Origin of the sequence: Aeromonas jandaei (assembly GCF_037890695.1) — a bacterium.
GTDB classification, from domain to species: Bacteria; Pseudomonadota; Gammaproteobacteria; order Enterobacterales; family Aeromonadaceae; genus Aeromonas; species Aeromonas jandaei.
Map to the genome: position 1 here is coordinate 1580001 of NZ_CP149571.1, position 20421 is coordinate 1600421.

Annotated in this window: 14 protein-coding genes, 2 rRNA genes, 2 pseudogenes and 1 riboswitch (1 of these 19 cut by a window edge); of the genes and pseudogenes, 10 read left to right on the forward strand and 8 right to left on the reverse strand. The window is 58.8% G+C overall.

Features of this window, described 5'->3' with window-relative positions:
• From WE862_RS07675 to WE862_RS07700, 6 genes are all read left to right on the forward strand, one after another.
• Positions 1–2450, forward strand: a 23S ribosomal RNA gene (locus WE862_RS07675); it begins 439 nt to the left of the window's first position.
• Positions 2451–2532: 82 nt separating this feature from the next.
• A 5S ribosomal RNA gene (gene rrf, locus WE862_RS07680) occupies positions 2533–2647 on the forward strand.
• A gap of 306 nt (positions 2648–2953) precedes the next feature.
• A complete protein-coding gene (locus WE862_RS07685) occupies positions 2954–3403 on the forward strand; it encodes a pullulanase (protein WP_042031835.1) in 450 nt (149 codons plus the stop codon).
• Positions 3404–3614: 211 nt separating this feature from the next.
• Positions 3615–5762, forward strand: a complete 2148-nt coding sequence (locus WE862_RS07690; RefSeq protein ID WP_042031834.1) for an adenosylcobalamin-dependent ribonucleoside-diphosphate reductase — start codon at positions 3615–3617, stop codon at positions 5760–5762.
• Positions 5763–5772: 10 nt separating this feature from the next.
• Positions 5773–6456 (forward strand): NrdJb, encoded by a 684-nt coding sequence (locus tag WE862_RS07695; RefSeq protein WP_042031833.1) that lies wholly within the window; start codon positions 5773–5775, stop codon positions 6454–6456.
• Between the two features lie 206 nt (positions 6457–6662).
• Entirely contained in the window at positions 6663–8033 is a 1371-nt protein-coding gene (locus WE862_RS07700) for a PhoH family protein (protein WP_041210371.1), read from the forward strand.
• A gap of 79 nt (positions 8034–8112) precedes the next feature.
• Here WE862_RS07700 and thiQ read toward each other — a convergent pair.
• From thiQ to thiB, 3 genes and pseudogenes are all read right to left on the reverse strand, one after another.
• A pseudogene (gene thiQ / locus WE862_RS07705) lies at positions 8113–8809 on the reverse strand (thiamine ABC transporter ATP-binding protein).
• Positions 8796–10418: a thiamine/thiamine pyrophosphate ABC transporter permease gene (thiP, locus tag WE862_RS07710; protein ID WP_042031832.1), complete on the reverse strand. Its 1623-nt coding sequence runs from the start codon at positions 10416–10418 to the stop codon at positions 8796–8798. The pseudogene thiQ and the gene thiP overlap by 14 nt, the downstream one beginning before the upstream one ends.
• Positions 10415–11393 (reverse strand): annotated as a pseudogene (gene thiB, locus WE862_RS07715) (thiamine ABC transporter substrate binding subunit). Before thiB ends, thiP begins: the two are co-directional and overlap by 4 nt.
• A gap of 47 nt (positions 11394–11440) precedes the next feature.
• A riboswitch (TPP riboswitch) is annotated at positions 11441–11531 on the reverse strand.
• Between the two features lie 89 nt (positions 11532–11620).
• Here thiB and WE862_RS07720 point away from each other — a divergent pair.
• Positions 11621–11911: a PilZ domain-containing protein gene (locus WE862_RS07720; protein ID WP_041210374.1), complete on the forward strand. Its 291-nt coding sequence runs from the start codon at positions 11621–11623 to the stop codon at positions 11909–11911.
• Here WE862_RS07720 and WE862_RS07725 read toward each other — a convergent pair.
• The 5 genes from WE862_RS07725 to leuA all read right to left on the reverse strand — a co-directional run bounded on the left by WE862_RS07725 (position 11896) and on the right by leuA (position 17628).
• Positions 11896–12822, reverse strand: coding sequence for a hypothetical protein (locus tag WE862_RS07725; RefSeq protein WP_042031830.1), 927 nt, complete (start codon positions 12820–12822; stop codon positions 11896–11898). The two genes, WE862_RS07720 and WE862_RS07725, sit on opposite strands and share 16 nt — an antisense overlap.
• Positions 12823–12940: 118 nt before the next feature.
• Positions 12941–13540 (reverse strand): 3-isopropylmalate dehydratase small subunit, encoded by a 600-nt coding sequence (gene leuD, locus WE862_RS07730; RefSeq protein ID WP_042031829.1) that lies wholly within the window; start codon positions 13538–13540, stop codon positions 12941–12943.
• 12 nt (positions 13541–13552) lie between these two features.
• A complete protein-coding gene (gene leuC / locus WE862_RS07735) occupies positions 13553–14950 on the reverse strand; it encodes a 3-isopropylmalate dehydratase large subunit (protein ID WP_042031828.1) in 1398 nt (465 codons plus the stop codon).
• A gap of 33 nt (positions 14951–14983) precedes the next feature.
• Positions 14984–16069 (reverse strand): 3-isopropylmalate dehydrogenase, encoded by a 1086-nt coding sequence (gene leuB, locus WE862_RS07740; RefSeq protein ID WP_042031826.1) that lies wholly within the window; start codon positions 16067–16069, stop codon positions 14984–14986.
• Positions 16066–17628, reverse strand: coding sequence for a 2-isopropylmalate synthase (gene leuA / locus WE862_RS07745; protein ID WP_042031825.1), 1563 nt, complete (start codon positions 17626–17628; stop codon positions 16066–16068). Before leuA ends, leuB begins: the two co-directional genes overlap by 4 nt.
• Before the next feature lie 408 nt (positions 17629–18036).
• On the opposite strand from leuA, the gene WE862_RS07750 reads away from it, so the two are divergent.
• The 3 genes from WE862_RS07750 to WE862_RS07760 all read left to right on the forward strand — a co-directional run bounded on the left by WE862_RS07750 (position 18037) and on the right by WE862_RS07760 (position 20393).
• Positions 18037–18657, forward strand: coding sequence for a TetR/AcrR family transcriptional regulator (locus WE862_RS07750; RefSeq protein WP_033114941.1), 621 nt, complete (start codon positions 18037–18039; stop codon positions 18655–18657).
• A gap of 126 nt (positions 18658–18783) precedes the next feature.
• On the forward strand, positions 18784–19287 hold the full coding sequence (locus tag WE862_RS07755; protein WP_042031824.1) for a phosphatase PAP2 family protein: 504 nt from the start codon (positions 18784–18786) through the stop codon (positions 19285–19287).
• Entirely contained in the window at positions 19284–20393 is a 1110-nt protein-coding gene (locus tag WE862_RS07760; RefSeq protein WP_042031823.1) for an MJ1255/VC2487 family glycosyltransferase, read from the forward strand. The genes WE862_RS07755 and WE862_RS07760 overlap by 4 nt, the downstream gene beginning before the upstream one ends.
• Positions 20394–20421 lie beyond the last annotated feature (28 nt).

The window sequence follows — 20421 nt, forward strand, 5'->3', positions numbered from 1 at the left end:
ATAGTGAACCAGTACCGTGAGGGAAAGGCGAAAAGAACCCCTGTGAGGGGAGTGAAATAGAACCTGAAACCGTGTACGTACAAGCAGTGGGAGCCCTTCGGGGTGACTGCGTACCTTTTGTATAATGGGTCAGCGACTTACATTTTGTAGCGAGGTTAACCGTATAGGGGAGCCGTAGGGAAACCGAGTCTTAACTGGGCGTCTAGTTGCAAGGTGTAGACCCGAAACCGGGTGATCTAGCCATGGGCAGGTTGAAGGTTGAGTAACATCAACTGGAGGACCGAACCCACTAACGTTGCAAAGTTAGGGGATGACCTGTGGCTGGGGGTGAAAGGCCAATCAAACTCGGAGATAGCTGGTTCTCCCCGAAAGCTATTTAGGTAGCGCCTCGGACGAATACTACTGGGGGTAGAGCACTGTTTGGGCTAGGGGGTCATCCCGACTTACCAACCCCATGCAAACTCCGAATACCAGTAAGTACTATCCGGGAGACACACGGCGGGTGCTAACGTCCGTCGTGAAGAGGGAAACAACCCAGACCGCCGGCTAAGGTCCCAAAGTTCTGGTTAAGTGGGAAACGATGTGGGAAGGCTCAGACAGCTAGGATGTTGGCTTAGAAGCAGCCATCATTTAAAGAAAGCGTAATAGCTCACTAGTCGAGTCGGCCTGCGCGGAAGATGTAACGGGGCTCAAACCAGGCACCGAAGCCGCGGATTTGCACTTAGTGCAAGTGGTAGGGGAGCGTTCTGTAAGTCTGCGAAGGTGTATCGAGAGGTATGCTGGAGATATCAGAAGTGCGAATGCTGACGTAAGTAACGATAAAGGGGGTGAAAAGCCTCCTCGCCGGAAGACCAAGGGTTCCTGTCCAACGTTAATCGGGGCAGGGTGAGTCGACCCCTAAGGTGAGGCCGAAAGGCGTAATCGATGGGAAGCAGGTTAATATTCCTGCACGACTTGTAATTGCGATGGGGGGACGGAGAAGGCTAGGTGGGCCAGGCGACGGTTGTCCTGGTGAAAGTGCGTAGGCGGTACCTTTAGGTAAATCCGGAGGTGCAACGCTGAGACACGAGACGAACACACTACGGTGTGGAAGCCATTGATGCCCTGCTTCCAGGAAAAGCCTCTAAGCTTCAGATTACAAGTCATCGTACCCCAAACCGACACAGGTGGTCGGGTAGAGAATACCAAGGCGCTTGAGAGAACTCGGGTGAAGGAACTAGGCAAAATAGTACCGTAACTTCGGGAGAAGGTACGCTCTTGTTGGTGAAGTCCCTTGCGGATGGAGCTGACGGGAGTCGCAGTGACCAGATGGCTGGGACTGTTTATCAAAAACACAGCACTCTGCAAACACGAAAGTGGACGTATAGGGTGTGACACCTGCCCGGTGCCGGAAGGTTAATTGATGGGGTTAGCGCAAGCGAAGCTCTTGATCGAAGCCCCGGTAAACGGCGGCCGTAACTATAACGGTCCTAAGGTAGCGAAATTCCTTGTCGGGTAAGTTCCGACCTGCACGAATGGTGTAACCATGGCCATGCTGTCTCCACCCGAGACTCAGTGAAATCGAATTCGCCGTGAAGATGCGGTGTACCCGCGGCTAGACGGAAAGACCCCGTGAACCTTTACTACAGCTTGGCACTGAACATTGAACCTACATGTGTAGGATAGGTGGGAGGCTTTGAAGGCGTGACGCCAGTTGCGCTGGAGCCGTCCTTGAAATACCACCCTTGTATGTTTGATGTTCTAACGCAGGACCCTGAATCGGGCTCGCGGACAGTGCCTGGTGGGTAGTTTGACTGGGGCGGTCTCCTCCCAAAGAGTAACGGAGGAGCACGAAGGTTGGCTAATCCTGGTCGGACATCAGGAGGTTAGTGCAATGGCATAAGCCAGCTTAACTGCGAGACGGACAGGTCGAGCAGGTACGAAAGTAGGTCATAGTGATCCGGTGGTTCTGAATGGAAGGGCCATCGCTCAACGGATAAAAGGTACTCCGGGGATAACAGGCTGATACCGCCCAAGAGTTCATATCGACGGCGGTGTTTGGCACCTCGATGTCGGCTCATCACATCCTGGGGCTGAAGTCGGTCCCAAGGGTATGGCTGTTCGCCATTTAAAGTGGTACGCGAGCTGGGTTCAGAACGTCGTGAGACAGTTCGGTCCCTATCTGCCGTGGGCGTTGGATGATTGAAGGGAGTTGCTCCTAGTACGAGAGGACCGGAGTGAACGAACCTCTGGTGTTCGGGTTGTCACGCCAGTGGCACTGCCCGGTAGCTAAGTTCGGAATCGATAACCGCTGAAAGCATCTAAGCGGGAAGCGAGCCCTGAGATGAGTCATCCCTGACCCCTTGAGGGTCCTAAAGGGCCGTTGGAGACCACAACGTTGATAGGTGGGGTGTGTAAGCGCGGCGACGTGTTGAGCTAACCCATACTAATTACCCGTGAGGCTTAACCATACAACACCCAAGAAGTGTTCTAAGGCTTGTAGCAAATACGAAGCGAACTACTTACATCAGCTTTCTCAGATTGAAGATTTTGCCTGGCGGCAATAGCGCCGTGGAACCACCTGATCCCATGCCGAACTCAGAAGTGAAACGCGGTAGCGCCGATGGTAGTGTGGCATTCGCCATGCGAGAGTAGGACACTGCCAGGCACCCAATACAAGAAACCCCGCTCATCGAGCGGGGTTTTTTATTGCCTGAAAATTACGCCACCTTCCCGAAAAGCCTCTATTTCCACTAATCCATTCAATCACTTCGCTTTTTAATCCTTTTCTATTCAATTCTGTTGCACCAAAACCGGAGTGATCTTGCTCTCGCCTTTTGACTCGCTCATCCGGGTTTGGGCATAAAAAGTACAGAATGTGATGATTCTACCTTTCTTGTGATTCCCGCTCTGCTTTAATGCCTTCGTCCACATGGATGGACCAAGGAATCACAATAAATTAAGGAATAGAGACATGTTCAAAAGAACAGTAACGATGATACTGGCGGCGGGAACCCTGGTATTAGGTGGTTGTGCATCCCACGGTGGAGCGGAGCAGGCTACTGACAATAGCGATTTTGGCGGCAAGTCCATCTATCTGCGCGGTGAGATGAACGACTGGATGGCGACCGATGCGAGCAAGGTGGTCAAGGTGGCCGACAAGCTCTACATGGCGAAAGGCACCCTCAAGAAAGAGTGGGCCCCCTACAAGTTCAAGTTTGCTGACTCCGGTTGGAGCTGTGGCACCAACTTTGGCTACAAGAGCCCGAGCGATGGCGTTGCCGTACTCGGTGGCGAGGCGGTGCCGGTCAATCCCTGTTCCAAATATGAGGATATGAAGTTCTCACCAGATGCTGACGGGGTTTATGAGTTCTATCTGAATATGGCGGGTGATACGCCGACCGTTTACGTCAAGAAGCCCTGATCCATGTCTGAGTGTTAAATCTCTCAGTAAATTAATCAGTTAAGTGCCCTGGCGCAGAAACCTGCTGGCCGGGGCATTTTTTTAGGTTAGAATCGGCGCCCTCATGGCATTAGGTGTACTATATGTTGTGTCATTAATTTTGGATGACACCATTAGTTGTGTTTTCTGCTGTTGTCATGATGTTGATGCATTCACATAAGGTTGATTGAAAATGGCTAAATCCAACCCGGTGCTGGAGAGCGAAACTGGCTCCCGCCTCATCCCCCTCCAGGAAACCTCCCTCGAGATCTGGGATAGTAAATATCGCCTCAAGAGCAAGGATGGGCATCCTGTCGATGGCACTATCGATGAGACCTACCAGCGCGTTGCTCGGGCTCTGGCGGAGCAGGAGCGGGAACCGGAGGCTTGGTATGAGCCTTTCCTGTGGGCACTGCGCAATGGCGCCATTCCGGCGGGCCGGATCACCTCCAACGCCGGGGCTTTTGAGCACAAGCCTGCCACTTCGACCATCAACTGTACCGTCTCCGGCACCATCGAAGATTCGATGGATGATATTCTCGGCAAGGTGCACGAGGCGGGGCTGACCCTGAAGGCTGGCTGTGGCATCGGTTATGATTTTTCGACCTTGCGCCCACGCGGTGCTTTTGTCTCCGGTGCCGGTGCTTATACCTCAGGCCCGCTCTCGTTCATGGATATCTACGACAAGATGTGTTTCACCGTCTCGTCAGCCGGTGGCCGTCGTGGCGCCCAGATGGGCACCATGGATATCCGTCATCCTGATGTGATCGAGTTTATTCAGGCCAAGCGTGAAGATGGTCGCCTGCGCCAGTTCAACCTCTCCCTGCTGATCACCGAGGATTTCGTCAAGGCAGTGAAAGAGGATGCGCCCTGGTCGCTGATCTTCCCCTACACCGCCAAAGAGGTGGAGCAGGACGGTATTGCGCTGGACGATCCTGCTCAGGTGCTCTGGGCAGACTGGCCCAACAAAGAGGGGGTTGTCTTTAACGAACTGGGGCAGGTCGCCTGCAAGGTCTACAAGACCCTGCCAGCCCGTAAGCTCTGGAATGTCATCATGACCTCCACCTACGACTATGCAGAACCCGGTTTCATCCTGATCGACAAGGTCAACCAGATGAACAACAACTGGTTCTGTGAGGAGATCCGTGCGACCAACCCCTGTGGTGAGCAGCCTTTGCCGCCTTATGGCGCCTGCCTGCTTGGCTCGGTCAATCTGACCAAGTTTGTACGCGACCCTTTTACCGAAAACGCGGCGTTCGACTGGCAGGCGTTTCGCAAGGTGGTGGCCATCTTTACCCGCATGCTCGACAACGTGGTGGAGATCAATCAGCTGCCGCTGGCCAAGCAGCGCGAGGAGATCATCAACAAGCGCCGCCACGGCATGGGCTTCCTGGGGCTTGGCTCTACCCTGACCATGCTACAGATCAAGTACGGTTCTGCCGCGTCCGTCGCCTTTACCGAGCAGGTATCCCAGGAGCTGGCGATGACCGGCTGGCAGGAGTCCCTGCGTCTGGCCAAGGAGAAAGGCTCTGCCCCCATCATGGAGCAGGAATTCGAAGTGACTGGCAAGATGCTGCGTCTGCGCCCGGAAATGGCGGCTGATGGCATCAAGGTGGGTGACAAGGTGAAGGGCAAGGTGCTGCATGCGCGTTATAGCCGCTATATGCAGCAGGTTGCCGAAGTGGATCCTGCGCTGGTCGCCGAGCTGGCCGAAGTGGGTGGGCGTTTCACTCACCACAGCAGTATTGCGCCCACCGGCACCATCTCGCTGTCACTGGCCAACAACGCCAGCAACGGCATTGAGCCGAGCTTTGCTCACCACTACAGCCGCAACGTCATCAAGCCGGGCAAGAAGAGCAAGGAGAGCGTGGATGTCTACTCCTTCGAGCTGCTGGCCTATCGCGAGCTGGTGAACCCGTCCGCCATGCCCTATGCCGATGATGAGGCGAGCCGTCTGCCGGACTACTTCATTACTGCTGATGACATCACCCCGGCGCAGCATGTGGACATTCAGGCGGCGGCCCAGCGCTGGATCGACTCCTCCATCTCCAAGACTGCCAACGTGCCGACTGATTTCCCGTTCGAGCAGTTCAAGGACATCTACATGTATGCCTCGGACTCCGGCCTCAAGGGCTGCACCACCTTCCGCTTCAATCCGGAGGCCTTCCAGGGCGTGCTGGTGAAGGAGAAGGATCTGGAGAACACCCTGTACGATTTCACCCTGGAGGATGGCTCCGTCATCTCAGTCAAGGGGAACGAAGAGATTGAATACGATGGTGAGCTGCACACTGCCGCCAACCTCTACGACGCCTTGAAAGAAGGCTATTACGGTAAATTCTGAGAACGACATTATGGCCAAAAAGATCGACAAGAAAATCGTCGCCTACAAGGTGCGTACCAAGGATGAGCCGCAAGAAGAGCTGGCCCCGCAGGATGACGTGGTGCACATGCACGAAACCGTGCTGCGCCCGGAGCGATTGATGGGAACCACCTACAAGCTGAAGACGCCGGAGCATGTCTCCGAACACTCGCTGTTCATCACCATCAACGACATCATTCTCAACGAGGGTACTGTTCACGAAACCCGCCGCCCGTTCGAGATCTTCATTAACTCAAAGAGCCTGGAACACTACCAGTGGATCGTGGCGCTGACCCGCATTATCTCCGCCGTATTCCGCAAGGGTGGGGATGTCACCTTTCTGGTGGAGGAACTGCGCTCGGTGTTTGATCCCAAGGGCGGCTACTGGAACAAGGGCAAGTACGTTCCATCGCTGATCGCCGAAATTGGCAACGTGATCGAGAGCCATCTCACCGAGATCGGCATGCTCAAGGCGCCGGGGCTGGACGAGCATCAGCAGGCGTTTCTGGCCGAGAAGCAAGCCGAGTTGAAAGCCGCTCAGGAGGCCGAAGAGCAGCAGGCTGGCAGTGGTTTCCCGGCCAATGCCGCGCTCTGCTACAAGTGCCATACCAAGGCGCTGGTGCTTAAGGATGGCTGCATGACTTGCCTCAATTGTGGCGACTCCAAATGTGGTTAATCCGCTAGATAAATAAAAAGACCGGCCCGATGGCCGGTCTTTTTATTGCTGCTTTTCTGTTCGAACGATTCTGGTGCTGCAAGTCATTTGTTGCGTGATGGTAAAATCGGGCGTAGCGTTGAAGGTAATAAAACTGTCACGGCCGTGTGGTTTCAATGACATCCGAGATTCACACACGTGGCCCTTCAGTGCCAAGGAGGATGCTTATGGACAATACGGACCGAAAGCTGTTTATCCTGGATACCAACGTTCTGCTTCACGAACCCCTCGCTATCTACTCCTTCAAAGAGCACGACGTGCTCATCCCCATGACGGTGCTGGAAGAGCTCGATAACATCAAGGATCGCCACAAGGATGTCAGCCGCGATGCGCGGGTAGCCATCCGTGCGCTGGAAGATGTGTTCCGCGATGCGACTCCGGAGCAGATTGCGCAAGGAGTACCGCTGGCCGGCGAGGCGAGCGGCCATATCTGCATCTTCAGCGATCACCATCTGCCGCAGGATGCCGAGGTGTTCACCGACAAGGAGGCCGACAACCGCATCATCAACGCGGCCCTCTATCTGCAAAAGCATGAGTTGAAGCGTCAGGTGGTGCTGGTCACCAAAGACATCAACATGCGCCTCAAGGCCAAGGGGGCCGGACTTGCCCACGTCGAGGATTATCGCAGCGACCAGCTGATCGACGATATCCGCCTGCTGGCCAAGGGCTTTCAGGTGGTGCCCGGCAGCTTCTGGGAGCGCGTCGGCGAGTGCGAGAGCGAGACCCATGGCCGCGACACAATCCATGTGATCGATGCCAACCTGCTGGAGGGGGTTCACGTAAACCAGTATCTGGTGGATGAAGAGAATTTCTTTGCTGCCCGGGTGCTCAGCCACGATGGCCAGAAGATCCGCATCAAGGATCTGGGCCGTGAGCGACTGATGTCCCGCAAGGCGTGGGGTGTACATCCCAAGAACGTCTATCAGGGGATGGCGCTGGATGCTCTGCTGGATCCGCACATCGACCTGGTGATCCTGACCGGCCCGGCCGGTTGCGGCAAAACCTTGCTGGCCATGGCTGCTGCGCTGGAGCTGGTGATCGAGAAGGGGATCTACGAGAAGGTGATCGTCACTCGAAATACCCCGGAAATTGCCGAAAGCATCGGCTTCCTGCCCGGTACCGAGGAGGAGAAGATGATGCCCTGGCTGGCGGCGGTAACCGACACTCTGGAGGTGCTGCACAAGCAGGATGAGAACATGAGTGGCTCGCTCAGCTACATCATGGAGAAGGCCAATATCCAGTTCAAATCGGTCAACTTCATGCGCGGGCGCAGCATCCAGAACACCTTCGTATTGCTGGATGAGTGCCAGAACCTGACGGCTTCCCAGATCAAGACCATCATTACCCGTTGCGGGGAGGGCACCAAGATCGTCTGTTCCGGTAACCTGGCCCAGATCGACTCCAACTACCTGAGCCCGGTGACTTCGGGTCTGACCTACATAGTCGAGCGTTTCAAGGATTTCGACGGCAGTGCCAACATCTTCCTCAACGGGGTGGTGCGCAGCCGGTTGGCCTCCTTTGCCGAGGAGAACCTCTGATTTCACCCGATATGTTTGCATTAAAAGGGGAGGCCGATTGGCTTCCCCTTTTTGATCCCGGCGCAGTCTTGTGCCGAGGCTATTGACCCAGATAGCGCAGCAGCCCCGGGTGGTTGCTATTTTGCAGAATATCCGGCTTGCCTTGCAGGGCGATGCACCCCTCGTCGACAAACAGTACCTTATCGGCGATAAGCTGGGCATCCTCCGGATTGTGGGAGACCATCAGTACGGTAATGCCCTGCTCGCAGGCGAGGCGTGCCACTTCGGCCAGCATCTCCCGACGCAGGGCCGGATCGAGGGCCGAGAAGGGTTCATCCAGCAGCAGCAGTGGTTTGCCCCGCACCAGTGCGCGGGCCAGCCCGACCCGCTGCTGCTGGCCGCCGGAGAGCTGCTCCGGCAGGCGGCTTAGCATCTCACCGAGACCAACCCGCGTGGCTGCATCGATCACCTGTGCCCGCTGGGCGGCACTCAGGCGCAGACCCGGGTGCAAGCCGATAGCGATATTGTCGAACACCGACAGGTGCAGGAACAGGTTGTGATCCTGAAACAGGGTGGTAACTGGTCGCTCGGCCGGACCGAAGCGGCAACAGATCTTCGCCCTCGAAGCTGAGGCTGCCTGACTCCACCGGCACGAAACCGGCGATCATCCCGAGCAGGGTCGACTTGCCTGCGCCGCTTGGGCCAATCAGTGCAGTGATCTCCCCCTTGGGCAGCTTCGCGCTGAAGCTGACGCGCCAGTCGGGGTAGCTGGTCACCAGCGTATCAATGTTCAGCATGTTTTCCTCCAAGCCCCCGTTCCACCAGCCAGAACAGGGAGAAACAGAGTGTCAGCAGCAGCAGGGCGGTGGCGGCCGCCTCGGTCAGCCGGTAACTGCCGAGCTGCTGGTAGAGCAGCCAGGGCAGGGTGGTGAGCTCCTGGCTGCCAAACATGGCGATGGCGCCAAGATCCCCTAGCGAGAGGATCATCGACAGTGCCATCGCCAGTGCCAGCGGACGGCGCAGCAGCGGCCACTCCACCAGCCGCAGACGATGCAGGCCGCGTACCCCCAGGCTGTCCGCCAGCCGGTCATACTGGCGCACCACCAGCTGCATGGGGGCGGAGAGGGTGCGCAGCACATAGGGTAGCGCCATCAGGGCGTTGACCAGCACTACCAGCCAGGGGCCGAGGGCGAACACGTCGGCAAAGGGCATAAACAGGATGAACAGGCCGGTAGAGAGCACCACGGCCGGGATCATCAGGATCACCGAACCGCTGGCCTCCCACAAGGCGGCAGCCCGTCGCTTGCGAGCCCGTACCCGCAGATGACGGCTGGTGAGCAGCAGCGCGCCGCCGAGCAGGGTGGCCAAGGCACCGGCTGCCAATGCAATCAACAGCGACTGACCGCTCGCCTGCCACAGCTTGGCGGAAGTGAGCGCAGTCAGCAGGCCGGGGTGGAGGCCGGCGACGACGATGGCCAGCAGCGGCGGCAGAAAGATGGCGAGACCGATGCAGAGCGAGAAGAGATCCACCACAGCCGTGCCCGGCTGATGGCGATCCGGCCGCAGACAGGGACGACGGGGAGTCACCCGACTGGCTGGCGTAGTCTGCAGTTTGTGCTGCAGGAGCAGCAGGGTGGCGGTCAGGATGAGCTGCACCAGCGCCAAGCCGCCAGCGGTGGCGAGATCGAAGTCAAAGCGCAGCGCCTGATAGACGGCCACCTCCAGGGTGGTCGATTTGGGGCCGCCGCCCAGCGCCAGCACGGTAGTGAAGCTGGTGAAGCAGAGCATAAAGATGAGGCTGGCCAGCCCGGGCAATATGCCGCGAATGAGCGGCCACTCCAGCAGCCGGAATATATGGGATGAGCGCATGCCGAGCTGGCTGGCGAGGCGCCAGCTCGATTCGGGAATGCTCTCGATGCTCTGCAGGATGAGACGCGCCGCCAGCGGCATGTTGAAGAAGACATGGGCCAGCAGAATGCCGAACAGGCCGTAGAGATAGTTGCCGGGATCCAGTCCCAAGCTGCGCAGCAGTTGCGGCAGCCACCCCTGTTTGCCATGTACCGCCACGATGCCGAAGATGGCGATGATGACCGGCAGTACCAGCGAGAGACCGAACAGCTTGATCAGCAGGGTTCGGCCAATGAAGCGGCGCCGTGCCAGCGCGCGGGCCACCGGAATGGCCAGTCCCAGGCTCAGCAGGGTGGAGAGCAGCGCCTGCCAGAGGCTGAAGCCCAGCACATGGCGCAGATAGGGGTCTGCCAGCAAAGTGCGCGGCGCCAGTGAACCGGCCTGCCACAGCAGGGCCGCCAGCGGCCCGAGGGACAACAGCAGGATCAGCAGGGTGGCTGCACTGCCCGGCAGCCACCAGAGGGGGCGATCCTGTTGCTTCAGCGCGAGCTGACTCACTGGGCGACGGCTTGCAGCCACTCGCGGATCCACCCTTTGCGATTGGCGGCCACCTCATCGCTGCTGAAGGCGAGCGGCTTGGATACAGTGATCATCTGCTCGAAGCCCTTGGGTAGCGGCGTGTCGATAACCGGATACATCCAGTTGCCGGTCGGGATCTCGTTCTGGAAGGCGGGGCTCACCATAAACTGCAGGAACTGGTCAGCCAGCTTCTCCTGTTTGGCGCTCTTCAGCTTGGCGGCCACTTCTACTTGACGGTAGTGCCCCTCCTCAAAGGCGGCAGCCTGATACTGGGGCTTGTTCTCGGCAATAAGGTGGTAAGCAGGGGAGGTAGTGTAGGAGAGCACCATGTCCGCTTCGCCATCGAGGAACATGCCATAGGCCTCGGACCACCCCTTGGTGACGGTGACCGTTTTCTTGGCAAGCGTGGCCCAGGCGGCAGGTGCCTTGTCACCATAGACAGACTTCATCCACAGCATCAGCCCCTGCCCCGGGGTCGAGGTACGGGGATCCTGATAGATAACCTTGAGATCGGGGCGCTCCACCAGCTCTTTCAGGCTCTTGGGCGGAGTCTTGAGCTTGCTCTTGTCGTAGACGAAGGCGAAGTAGCCGTAGTCGTAGGGGATAAAGGTGTCATCCTGCCAGCCACCCGGCACTTTGATGCCATCCAGCTTGGCGGGATGGGGGGCGAACAGGCCGCTCTGCTTGGCTTCACTGATGAGTGCATCATCCAGCCCCAGCACCAGGTCGGCCTTGCTGTGGTTGCCCTCCAGTCGCAGCCGGTTGAGGATGGCGACGCCATCTTCGAGGGGAACCAGATTGAGGGTACAGCCGCACTCCTTCTCGAAGGCTTGCTTGATCTTGTGCTGGGCCCCAGTCGGCAGTGAAGGAGCTGTAGGTGTAGACGGTGAGGGTGTCGGCGGCGAAAGCCTGAGCCGAGAGCAGGCTGGTGGCGACCAGCAGCAGGGTTTTCATCAAGGGCACTCCATTATGAGGTGCCAGCGGGTGAGGGCGCAAAAAATGAGCGCCGTGCCTCAAATTCCTCCGCCAGCATTATCTGGATCAGGTTCACGGGTATAATCTCAGCGGTAAACCGCACCCCGTTTGAGAAACGCACCGCATTGTATTAACGTTCTTTTGGGTAGACCAGCACAATTGTGCGCTGCCCATGAGATGATTCCCACTCAACAGAGGATCTTCGCGTGCTTACCAGTACCAAGGAAAGACGTGCCTTTGCACGTATGGTCATCAATGCTCCGGTTACCGTTTATCAGCAGCATCAGGTACTGGAGGGCATCTGTCGGGATCTCAGTGCCAACGGCATGGGGATCTCGGTAGCGGAACACCAGCTTGATACAACCCAGCCGATCCGGATTAGCCTCGCAACCAACAACAACCTGCTTCCCCCTTTCGAAGCCCATGCCCGGATCATTCGGGTGCTGGAGGAGGAGACAGGATTGCTGCTGGCGGTGGAGTTTCAGCCTTTGGGCTGAACCGGTTGCACACTCAACTGCTTGCCATCGACCAGCGTTTTGCTGGTCGATGCTATTTGGCCAGCCGGTAATGCGGCAGGACCGGTAGGTTCGAGCAGCAGATAGGATTGTCCCTGCCAGCTGATGGTGGCATCACCCGGTTTGGCTGGCAGGTCGACCGCCAGCATCGCGTGGCCCGGGATAAAGACCATGGCCTGCTTCAATTCGGGAAAGAGCTGGGCCAGCATGGCGGCCATCAGGGTCACCTTGCTGTCGCAATCGCCGCGGTTCTGTTCCAGTACCTGACGGGGGGTGAGAAACCCCTTGCCCTGCCGTCCGTTCAGACTGTCCAGCTGTTTGTAGGGGATGCTCTGGATAAAAGCGAGCATCTCGGCCACGGTTTTCTGGCGCGCTTCCGGCTCGCTGCTCCCCTGCTGTTTCAACTGCTCAGCCAGCGGCGCCACCGCGCTGCGGCTCTCCAACGCAATACGAACATGGTCCTGCTTCACCGCCAGCTGGCCATCCGGTGGCGTGAAGTACTGAAAGTAGTGCTTGGTCAGCCACGCCTGCTCCTCTTTGCCCCGTTGCGTTTCCAGCCAGGCCATGGCCTCTTTGGCTTTATCCTGATTGTGACTTTTCAGATGCAGCTCGAGGGAGGGGCGGGAGAGGGTAAACTGCACCTCGGGGTAGTTCTCGCGTACCCCGCGCAGCAGGGTTTGCAGTACCTCTTCTTCCATTCGTGCCGGACGATAGGCGATAAGGGGCGGCAGTTTGCCCGGCTCCAGCCGATAGGTGAGCTGGCGGGGTTTGCCAGTGCTATCTTGCCAGCCGACATTGATCTGGCCGAGGCTGTTGGTGAAGTAGGTCTGGGCAGCTGCAACCGGCAGCGCCAGCAAAGTGCAGAGCAAAAGCATCGCCGTCGTTCTCTTCATCGTCCTTATCCTGTCTTGAGGCCGCATCCCTGGCCTGCTGGGTGAAGTGCATTGGCGGAAATAAAAGAGGGAGCCGAAGCTCCCTGTTGATTCTACTCGTTTTTTTGCAACTGGCGCGTTAAATCCAGCTCGGCTGCTTCGCTTCAAAAGCGCTGATGGCTGCCTCGTGCTGCAGGGTCAGACCGATGGCATCCAAGCCGTTGAGCAGGCAGTAACGGCGGAACTCATCGATCTCGAAACCGAAGCTGAGCTCACCGGCGCGCACCTGATTGGCCTCCAGATCCACTTCGATCTCGATGCCCGGTTTGGCGGCCACCAGCTGGAACAGGGCGTCGACCTCCTCCTCCTTCAGGCGCACCGGTACCATGCCATTGTTGATGGCATTGCCGTAGAAAATGTCGGCAAAGCTCGGGGCTATGATGGTCTTGAAGCCGTAGTCGGCCAGCGCCCAGGGGGCGTGCTCGCGGCTCGAGCCACAGCCGAAGTTCTCGCGGGCCAGCAGGATGCTGGCGCCAGCAAACTGCGGCTGGTTGAGTACGAACTCGGGGTTGGGCTGCTGGCCGGCATCATCGAGGAAGCGCCAGTCGTGGAACAGGTGCTTGCCAAAACCGATGCGGTTGACCTTCTGCAAAAACTGCTTGGGAATGATGGCGTCGGTGTCGACGTTGGCGCTGTCGAGGGGGACGACGATCCCTTTATGCTGTTTGAATCCTGTCATCACTCTTTCCTCTTACAGTGCGCGAATGTCGGCGAAGCGGCCGGTGACGGCGGCAGCAGCGGCCATGGCCGGGCTCACCAGATGAGTGCGGCCGGCGCGGCCCTGACGCCCTTCGAAGTTGCGGTTGCTGGTGGAGGCGCAGCGCTCTCCCGGTTGCAGCCGGTCGTTGTTCATGGCCAGACACATGGAGCAGCCGGGCAGGCGCCACTCAAAGCCAGCCTCGATGAAGATCTTGTCCAAGCCCTCAGCTTCGGCCTGTGCCTTCACCTGTTCGGAGCCCGGCACCACCAGCGCCTGCACCCCGGCCGCGACTTTGCGACCGCGGGCGATGGCGGCGGCAGCGCGCAGATCCTCGATGCGGCTATTGGTACACGAGCCGATAAACACCTTGTCGATGGCAACGTCGGAGAGCTTCTGGCCCGGCTGCAAGTCCATGTAGGCGAGCGCCTTGCGGGCGGACTGCTGCTCCATCAGATCGCTGAAGGATTCCGGTGCCGGAATCGGTTCATTGACAGCAATCACCTGCCCCGGGTTGGTTCCCCAAGTGACCTGCGGGGCGATATCGGCTGCGTCCAGCACTACCTCGGCATCGAAACGGGCACCTTCATCGCTCTTGAGGCTCTGCCAGTAGGCGATAGCCTGCTCCAGCGCCTCGCCCTTGGGAGCAAACTCCTTGCCACGGATGTAGTCGATGGTGGTCTGGTCGGGGGCAATCATCCCCGCCTTGGCGCCGAGCTCGATGGCCATGTTGCACACTGTCATCCGCCCTTCCATGGTGAGCCCTTCGATGGCTTCGCCAGCGAACTCCACCACGTAGCCAGTACCACCGGCGTGGCCGACCTTGCCGATGATGGCCAGCACCACATCCTTGGCGCTGATCCCCTCGGCCAGTTTGCCGTTGACCGAAATGCGCATGGTCTTGGCGCGGCCCTGTTTCAGGGTCTGGGTGGCCATCACATGTTCCACTTCTGAGGTGCCGATACCGAACGCCAGCGAACCGAAGGCGCCGTGAGTGGCGGTGTGAGAGTCGCCGCAGACGATGGTGGTGCCGGGCAGGGTGATGCCGAGCTCGGGGCCCATCACATGGACGATCCCCTGATATTTGTGGTTGAGATCGTAGAGGCGAACCCCGAACTCCTTGCAGTTGGCGGCCAGCGTCTCCATCTGGATGCGGGCCATCTCGCCGGAGGCGGCGATGTCCTTGGTGGTGGTGGAGACGTTGTGATCCATGGTGGCCCAGGTCAGATCCGGGCGGCGCAGCTGGCGATTCATGGCGCGCAGGCCGTCAAATGCCTGCGGACTGGTCACTTCATGCACCAGATGGCGGTCGATGTAGATGAGGGGCGTTTCCCCTTCCACTTCCCGGACCACGTGGGCGTCGAATACTTTCTGATAGAGGGTCTTGGCCATTGCTTCTCTCTTCCTTGTTATCTGTTCTTCAGCTCAGATCCGGGCGGCGATCTGGTCGCCCATGGTGGCTGTGCTCTGTACCGGATGGCGGGCGCTGGCCTGATGCAGATCGGCGGTGAAGTAACCTTCGGCCAGGGTCTGGGCCACGGCCTGCTCGATGGCCTGGGCGGCAGCTTCCTGACCCAGGCTGTAGCGCAGCATCAGGGCGGCGGAGAGGATCTGGGCGATGGGGTTGGCAATACCCTTGCCGGCGATATCCGGGGCCGAGCCGCCGGCCGGTTCGAACAGGCCGAAACCCGATTCGTTGAGGCTGGCGGAGGGGAGCAGCCCCATGGAGCCGGTGATCATGGCGCACTCGTCAGAGAGAATGTCGCCAAACAGGTTGGAGCAGAGCAGCACGTCGAACTGGGAGGGATCCTTGATGAGCTGCATGGTGGCGTTGTCGATATACATATGATTCAGTTCGACATCGGGATAATCCTTGGCCACTTGCGTTACCACCTCGCGCCACAGAATGGAGGAGGCGAGCACGTTGGCCTTGTCGATGGAGGTGACCTTGCCACGGCGTACGCGAGCCGATTCGAACGCTATCTTGGCGATGCGCTCGATTTCGAAGCGGTGGTACACCTCGGTGTCGAACGCCTTCTCGTTCGCCCCTTCTCCCTCACGCCCTTTGGGCTGCCCGAAGTAGATGCCGCCGGTCAGCTCGCGCACGCAGGCGATGTCAAAACCGCGGTCGGAGATATCGGCACGCAGCGGAGAGAACTGCTCCAGACCGGTGTAGATGCGGGCCGGACGCAGGTTGCAGAACAGCTTGAAGTGAGCACGCAGGGGCAGCAGGGCGCCACGCTCAGGCTGATCGTTGGGGGGCAGATGTTCCCATTTCGGGCCGCCCACCGAGCCGAACAGCACGGCATCGGCTGCTTCGCAACCCGCGATGGTGCTCTGCGGCAGCGGGGTGCCATGGTTGTCGATTGCAATGCCGCCCACATCAAAGTGCTGATAGTCGAGGGAGAAGCCGAATTTTGCCTGTACTTTTGCCAGTACCTTGACGGCCTCGGCCATCACTTCCGGGCCAATGCCGTCACCCGGCAATACTGCGATCCGATAACTGCTCATACTGTCTCCGTCTTGATTGTGTTATTGCGTTCCATCTGTTCGGCCACCTGATCGGCGCGCCAGATGCTGTTGATCACATGCAGCAGGGCATGGGCTGAGGATTCGATGATGTCGGTGGCCAGCCCCATGCCGTGGAATTTGCGCCCTTTGTACTCGGCGACGATATCGACCTGACCGAGAGCATCTTCCCCTTCGCCCTTGCTCTTGAGGGCATATTTGTCGATGCGGATCTCGTAGCCGGTGATGCGGTTGATGCACTGGTAGACCGCATCCACCGGACCGTTGCCGGTGGCGGCTTCACTCACTACCTCGCCACCCACCTTGAGCTTGACCGAGGCTGTCGCCAGCACCGAGCTGCCGCTCTGCACCCCGAGGTACTCCAGCTTGAAGTGCTCCGGCTCCTCGTGGATCTGGCTGAAGAAGGCCAGCGCTTCGAGGTCGTAGTCGAACACCTGCCCCTTCTTGTCGGCCAGCGTCAGGAACTTGGCGTAGAGATGGTCGAGGTCGTAGCTGCTCTCGGCGTAGCCCATGGACTCCATCCGGTGCTTGATGACGTGGCGGCCGGAGCGGGAGGTCATGTTGAGGTTGTTCTGGGTCAGGCCAATGCTCTCGGGGGTGATGATTTCATAGGTGTTTTTCGCCTTGAGTACCCCATCCTGATGGATGCCGGAGCTGTGGGAGAAGGCATTGGCCCCGACGATCGCCTTGTTGGGCTGCACCGGCATGTTGCAGAGCTGGCTGACCAGGGTGCTGGTGCGATGAATTTCGTTGTGACGGATGTTGGTGTGCACCCCGAGCAGATCGGCGCGGGTTTTGAGGATCATCGCCACCTCTTCCAGCGAGCAGTTGCCGGCCCGCTCGCCGATACCGTTGATGGTGCACTCAATCTGGCGAGCTCCCATCTGCACTGCGCCGATGGAGTTGGCCACCGAGAGCCCCAGATCATCGTGGCAGTGAACCGAGATGATGGCCTTGTCGATGTTGGGCACCCGGTTGAACAGGGTATGGATGATGCCGGAGAACTCGGTCGGCACCGTGTAGCCGACGGTATCCGGGATATTGATGGTGCGGGCGCCCGCCTTGATGGCGGCCTCCACCATGCGGCAGAGGTTATCGATGGGGGTGCGGCCCGCATCCTCGCAGGAGAACTCCACATCATCGGTGTAGCGCAGCGCATGCTTGATGGCGCTGATGCCCATCTCCAGCACATCCTCGAAGCTCTTTTTCAGCTTGCTCTCCACATGGATGGAGGAGGTGGAGATGAAGGTGTGGATACGAAAGGCGTCGGCGACCCGCAAGGCTTCACCGGCGGCATCGATATCCTTGGGCAGGGCGCGGGCCAGGGCACAGACCCGGCTGTTCTTGATATGGCGGGCGATGGTCTGCACCGAGTGAAAATCGCCGGGAGAGGAGACCGGGAAGCCTACCTCCATGACGTCGACACCGAGCCGCTCCAGCGCCTGGGCAATCTGCAGCTTCTCCTTGACTGTCAAACTGGCCGCCAGGGCCTGCTCACCATCACGCAAGGTAGTATCGAATATGATGACCCGATCTGACATGTGACTTCCCTCTTCCTAAGTTCGGTGACGTGCATCCTGCGGCGGCATAAAAAAACCCGTGCAGGGTGCACGGGTTTTTGTAAATTCCGGCTATGCCTTAGCCCGGCTACAAGGATCCCGCGCGAGTTAACGCGATTAGGGAGATTAGTAGTAGCGGGGTGGCAATACGCATGACGTTGTTGTCCTTGCAGTCGATAACGCCTTTACCAATATCGAGATTTTTATGCTGTGTCAACACGCGCAGTCAGGGGAAATCTGCTGGGATATTTAATCGGATTGTAAAGGATTGCAAATTTCCTTGTCCCATATTCGGCCCATGACGGATTATCTGGTCATTCCTGCTGTGCTCTCTATCTCTGCACAACCAGATCGACTTATCAGCATTGGCTGAATTTTCTGAGGTGTTAAATGGAAAAACGTAGACCAGGTCGTCCGGTCGGACGTTCTGACATTCGTGACAAGTTGCTTGCTGCCGCCCGTGAGCGTTTTCTCAATACTCCCTATAGCAAGGTAACTACACGCGAAATCGCGGAGCTGGCTGGCTCCAACTTGGCGATGATCCACTACTACTTCGGCAGTAAAGAGGGTCTTTACAAGGCGGTGCTGGGTGATGTCGCCGAGCCGCTTGACCATGCCTGGCAAGATGAGCACAGCAACCACAGCCTCAACGAGCTGCTCAACACCTACTATCAGGTGATGGCGCCAAACAGCGAGCTGACCTCCGCTATCTCCAGCGCATTGTCGACCGAGAAGAGCCCGGGGCGGGATTTTGTGCTGAGCCGCCTGCTGGAGCGTCAACTGCCGCAGTTCGACGCCCTGCTGGAAACCATGAAAACCAACGGCGAGCTGGGTGACAATCTGGATCCCGAGATGCTGAAGATCTCCTTCCTCAGCATGATGTGGCAGCCGTTCGTGATGAAAGATCTCTACGAACAGGTATTTGGCCTGAAAGTGGACGAACAGTTCATGGCTCGTCTGGCGGATCACAACTGCCGCCTGATGGAGACCGGTTTGCGCGGCAATCACTGATAACCGCACACCCCATCGATTAAAAAGGGCCGTTTGGCCCTTTTTTCATAAATCTGTTATCCCCCGTTCAACACCCTGTCATCCCGCCTCCCTACTCTGCAACGAGATCTCGGGGAAGGAGGGGTTATGAACAAGATCCAGCAATGGGACCTGCAGGTATGCCGGGTCTGTCTGCTGCACACCTATAACCGGCAGCAAGCGAGGGTGAGTCGCCTTGTCTCCCGTACCGGTGACGGCCCGCTTTACGCTGTGCTGGCCGCTCTGCTCTGGTGGCAGGGGGAGAGTGAACGCGAGCTGGTGAAGCTGGCGTTGCTCGCCTTTGCCATCGAGTTGCCGCTCTATCTGCTACTGAAAAACAGCCTGAAACGGCAACGGCCAGTCGGTTTGCCGGTCTTTATCACCCCCTCCGATCGTTACAGCCTTCCCTCTGGCCACACTGCCGCCGCCTTCTTGATGGCCACCATACTGGCGACCGGTTTTCCGCTCTGGGCGCCGCTGCTATTTGGCTGGGCAGCGCTGGTCGGGGCATCCCGGCTGCTGCTCGGGGTTCACTACCTGAGCGATCTGGTGGCCGGCGCCCTGCTGGGTGGCGGCTGCGCCCTGATGGCCCTCTGCTGGAGTCAGGGATGAAGATACTCTTTGGCGTGCAAGGCACCGGCAACGGCCATATCAGCCGCAGCCGCACCTTGGCCCGGGCGCTGCGAGCGGCCGGGGTCGAGGTGGATTATCTCTTCAGCGGGCGACCCGCCGACCGTTACTTCGATATGGAGGAGTTCGGGGAGTACCGCACTTTTGCTGGGCTCACTTTCGTCAGCCATGAGGGGCGAGTCTCGCCGTGGCGTACCCTGCAGGCGGCGTCACCGCTCACCTTCTGGCGGGATCTGCAAAGGCTCGACTGTCACGGATACGATTTGGTGGTGAGCGATTTTGAGCCGCTGACTGCCCATGCCGCCCGCCGCTGCGGTATCCCGAGCCTTACCGTCAGCCATCAGGCCAGCTTCAACTGGCCGATCCCCCGCTGGGGTGAAGATGGCTTGAGTCGCCAGCTGATGCGCCACTTTGCGCCGGTCAATCAGCCGCTCGGGCTGCACTGGTTTCACTTCGGTCAACCGATTTTGCCACCGGTGATCGATCCTGTTCGGGTGATGCCGGATAACGGCGAGATCCTGGTTTATCTGCCGTTCGAGCAGACCGAGGCGATCGCGGCCCTGTTGTCCCGCTTTGGCCAGCAGCGCTTTGTCTGCTTTCACCCCGCCATTCGCAGCCCGAGCCAGTGGCGCAACCTGCGCTTTGAGCCCCCCTCGCGCCCCGCTTTTCTGACGGTGCTGGCAGGATGTCGCGGCGTCATCTCCAACGCCGGTTTCGAGCTCGCCTCCGAGGCGCTCAGCCTCGGCAAGAAGCTGTTGGTCAAGCCCCTTGGCGGCCAGTTCGAACAGCTGACCAACGGCAAGACTCTGGAGATGATGGGACTGGCGACCCTGATGGATTACCTCGATGCCAATCTGGTGCGCAGCTGGCTCGACAGCGCCTCGCCGGGGATGGTCTGCTACCCCGATGTGGCGCGGGAGCTGGCCAGCTGGCTGGCTGCAGGGGCCGAGGAGAGCGTCTCCTCTCTGTCACGTCGGCTCTGGGGGAGGACGCTTTTTCCCGAAGAGGTGAGCGATCGCCTGAGCGAGCTGGAGGGTGGTGAAGGTTTGTCTGGCTGCTGGTTATCGCAAGTGAGCGCGGTTGACTAGACTGAAAGGCGATCCCACCAAGGAGAGG

Coding starts and splice junctions, on each gene's coding strand:
- WE862_RS07685 (WP_042031835.1), top strand. CDS start 2,954: ATGTTCAAAAGAACAGTAACGATGATACTGGCGGCGGGAACCCTGGTA.
- WE862_RS07690 (WP_042031834.1), top strand. CDS start 3,615: ATGGCTAAATCCAACCCGGTGCTGGAGAGCGAAACTGGCTCCCGCCTC.
- WE862_RS07695 (WP_042031833.1), top strand. CDS start 5,773: ATGGCCAAAAAGATCGACAAGAAAATCGTCGCCTACAAGGTGCGTACC.
- WE862_RS07700 (WP_041210371.1), top strand. CDS start 6,663: ATGGACAATACGGACCGAAAGCTGTTTATCCTGGATACCAACGTTCTG.
- WE862_RS07725 (WP_042031830.1), bottom strand. CDS start 12,822: ATGAAGAGAACGACGGCGATGCTTTTGCTCTGCACTTTGCTGGCGCTG.
- leuD (WP_042031829.1), bottom strand. CDS start 13,540: ATGACAGGATTCAAACAGCATAAAGGGATCGTCGTCCCCCTCGACAGC.
- leuC (WP_042031828.1), bottom strand. CDS start 14,950: ATGGCCAAGACCCTCTATCAGAAAGTATTCGACGCCCACGTGGTCCGG.
- leuB (WP_042031826.1), bottom strand. CDS start 16,069: ATGAGCAGTTATCGGATCGCAGTATTGCCGGGTGACGGCATTGGCCCG.
- leuA (WP_042031825.1), bottom strand. CDS start 17,628: ATGTCAGATCGGGTCATCATATTCGATACTACCTTGCGTGATGGTGAG.
- WE862_RS07750 (WP_033114941.1), top strand. CDS start 18,037: ATGGAAAAACGTAGACCAGGTCGTCCGGTCGGACGTTCTGACATTCGT.
- WE862_RS07755 (WP_042031824.1), top strand. CDS start 18,784: ATGAACAAGATCCAGCAATGGGACCTGCAGGTATGCCGGGTCTGTCTG.
- WE862_RS07760 (WP_042031823.1), top strand. CDS start 19,284: ATGAAGATACTCTTTGGCGTGCAAGGCACCGGCAACGGCCATATCAGC.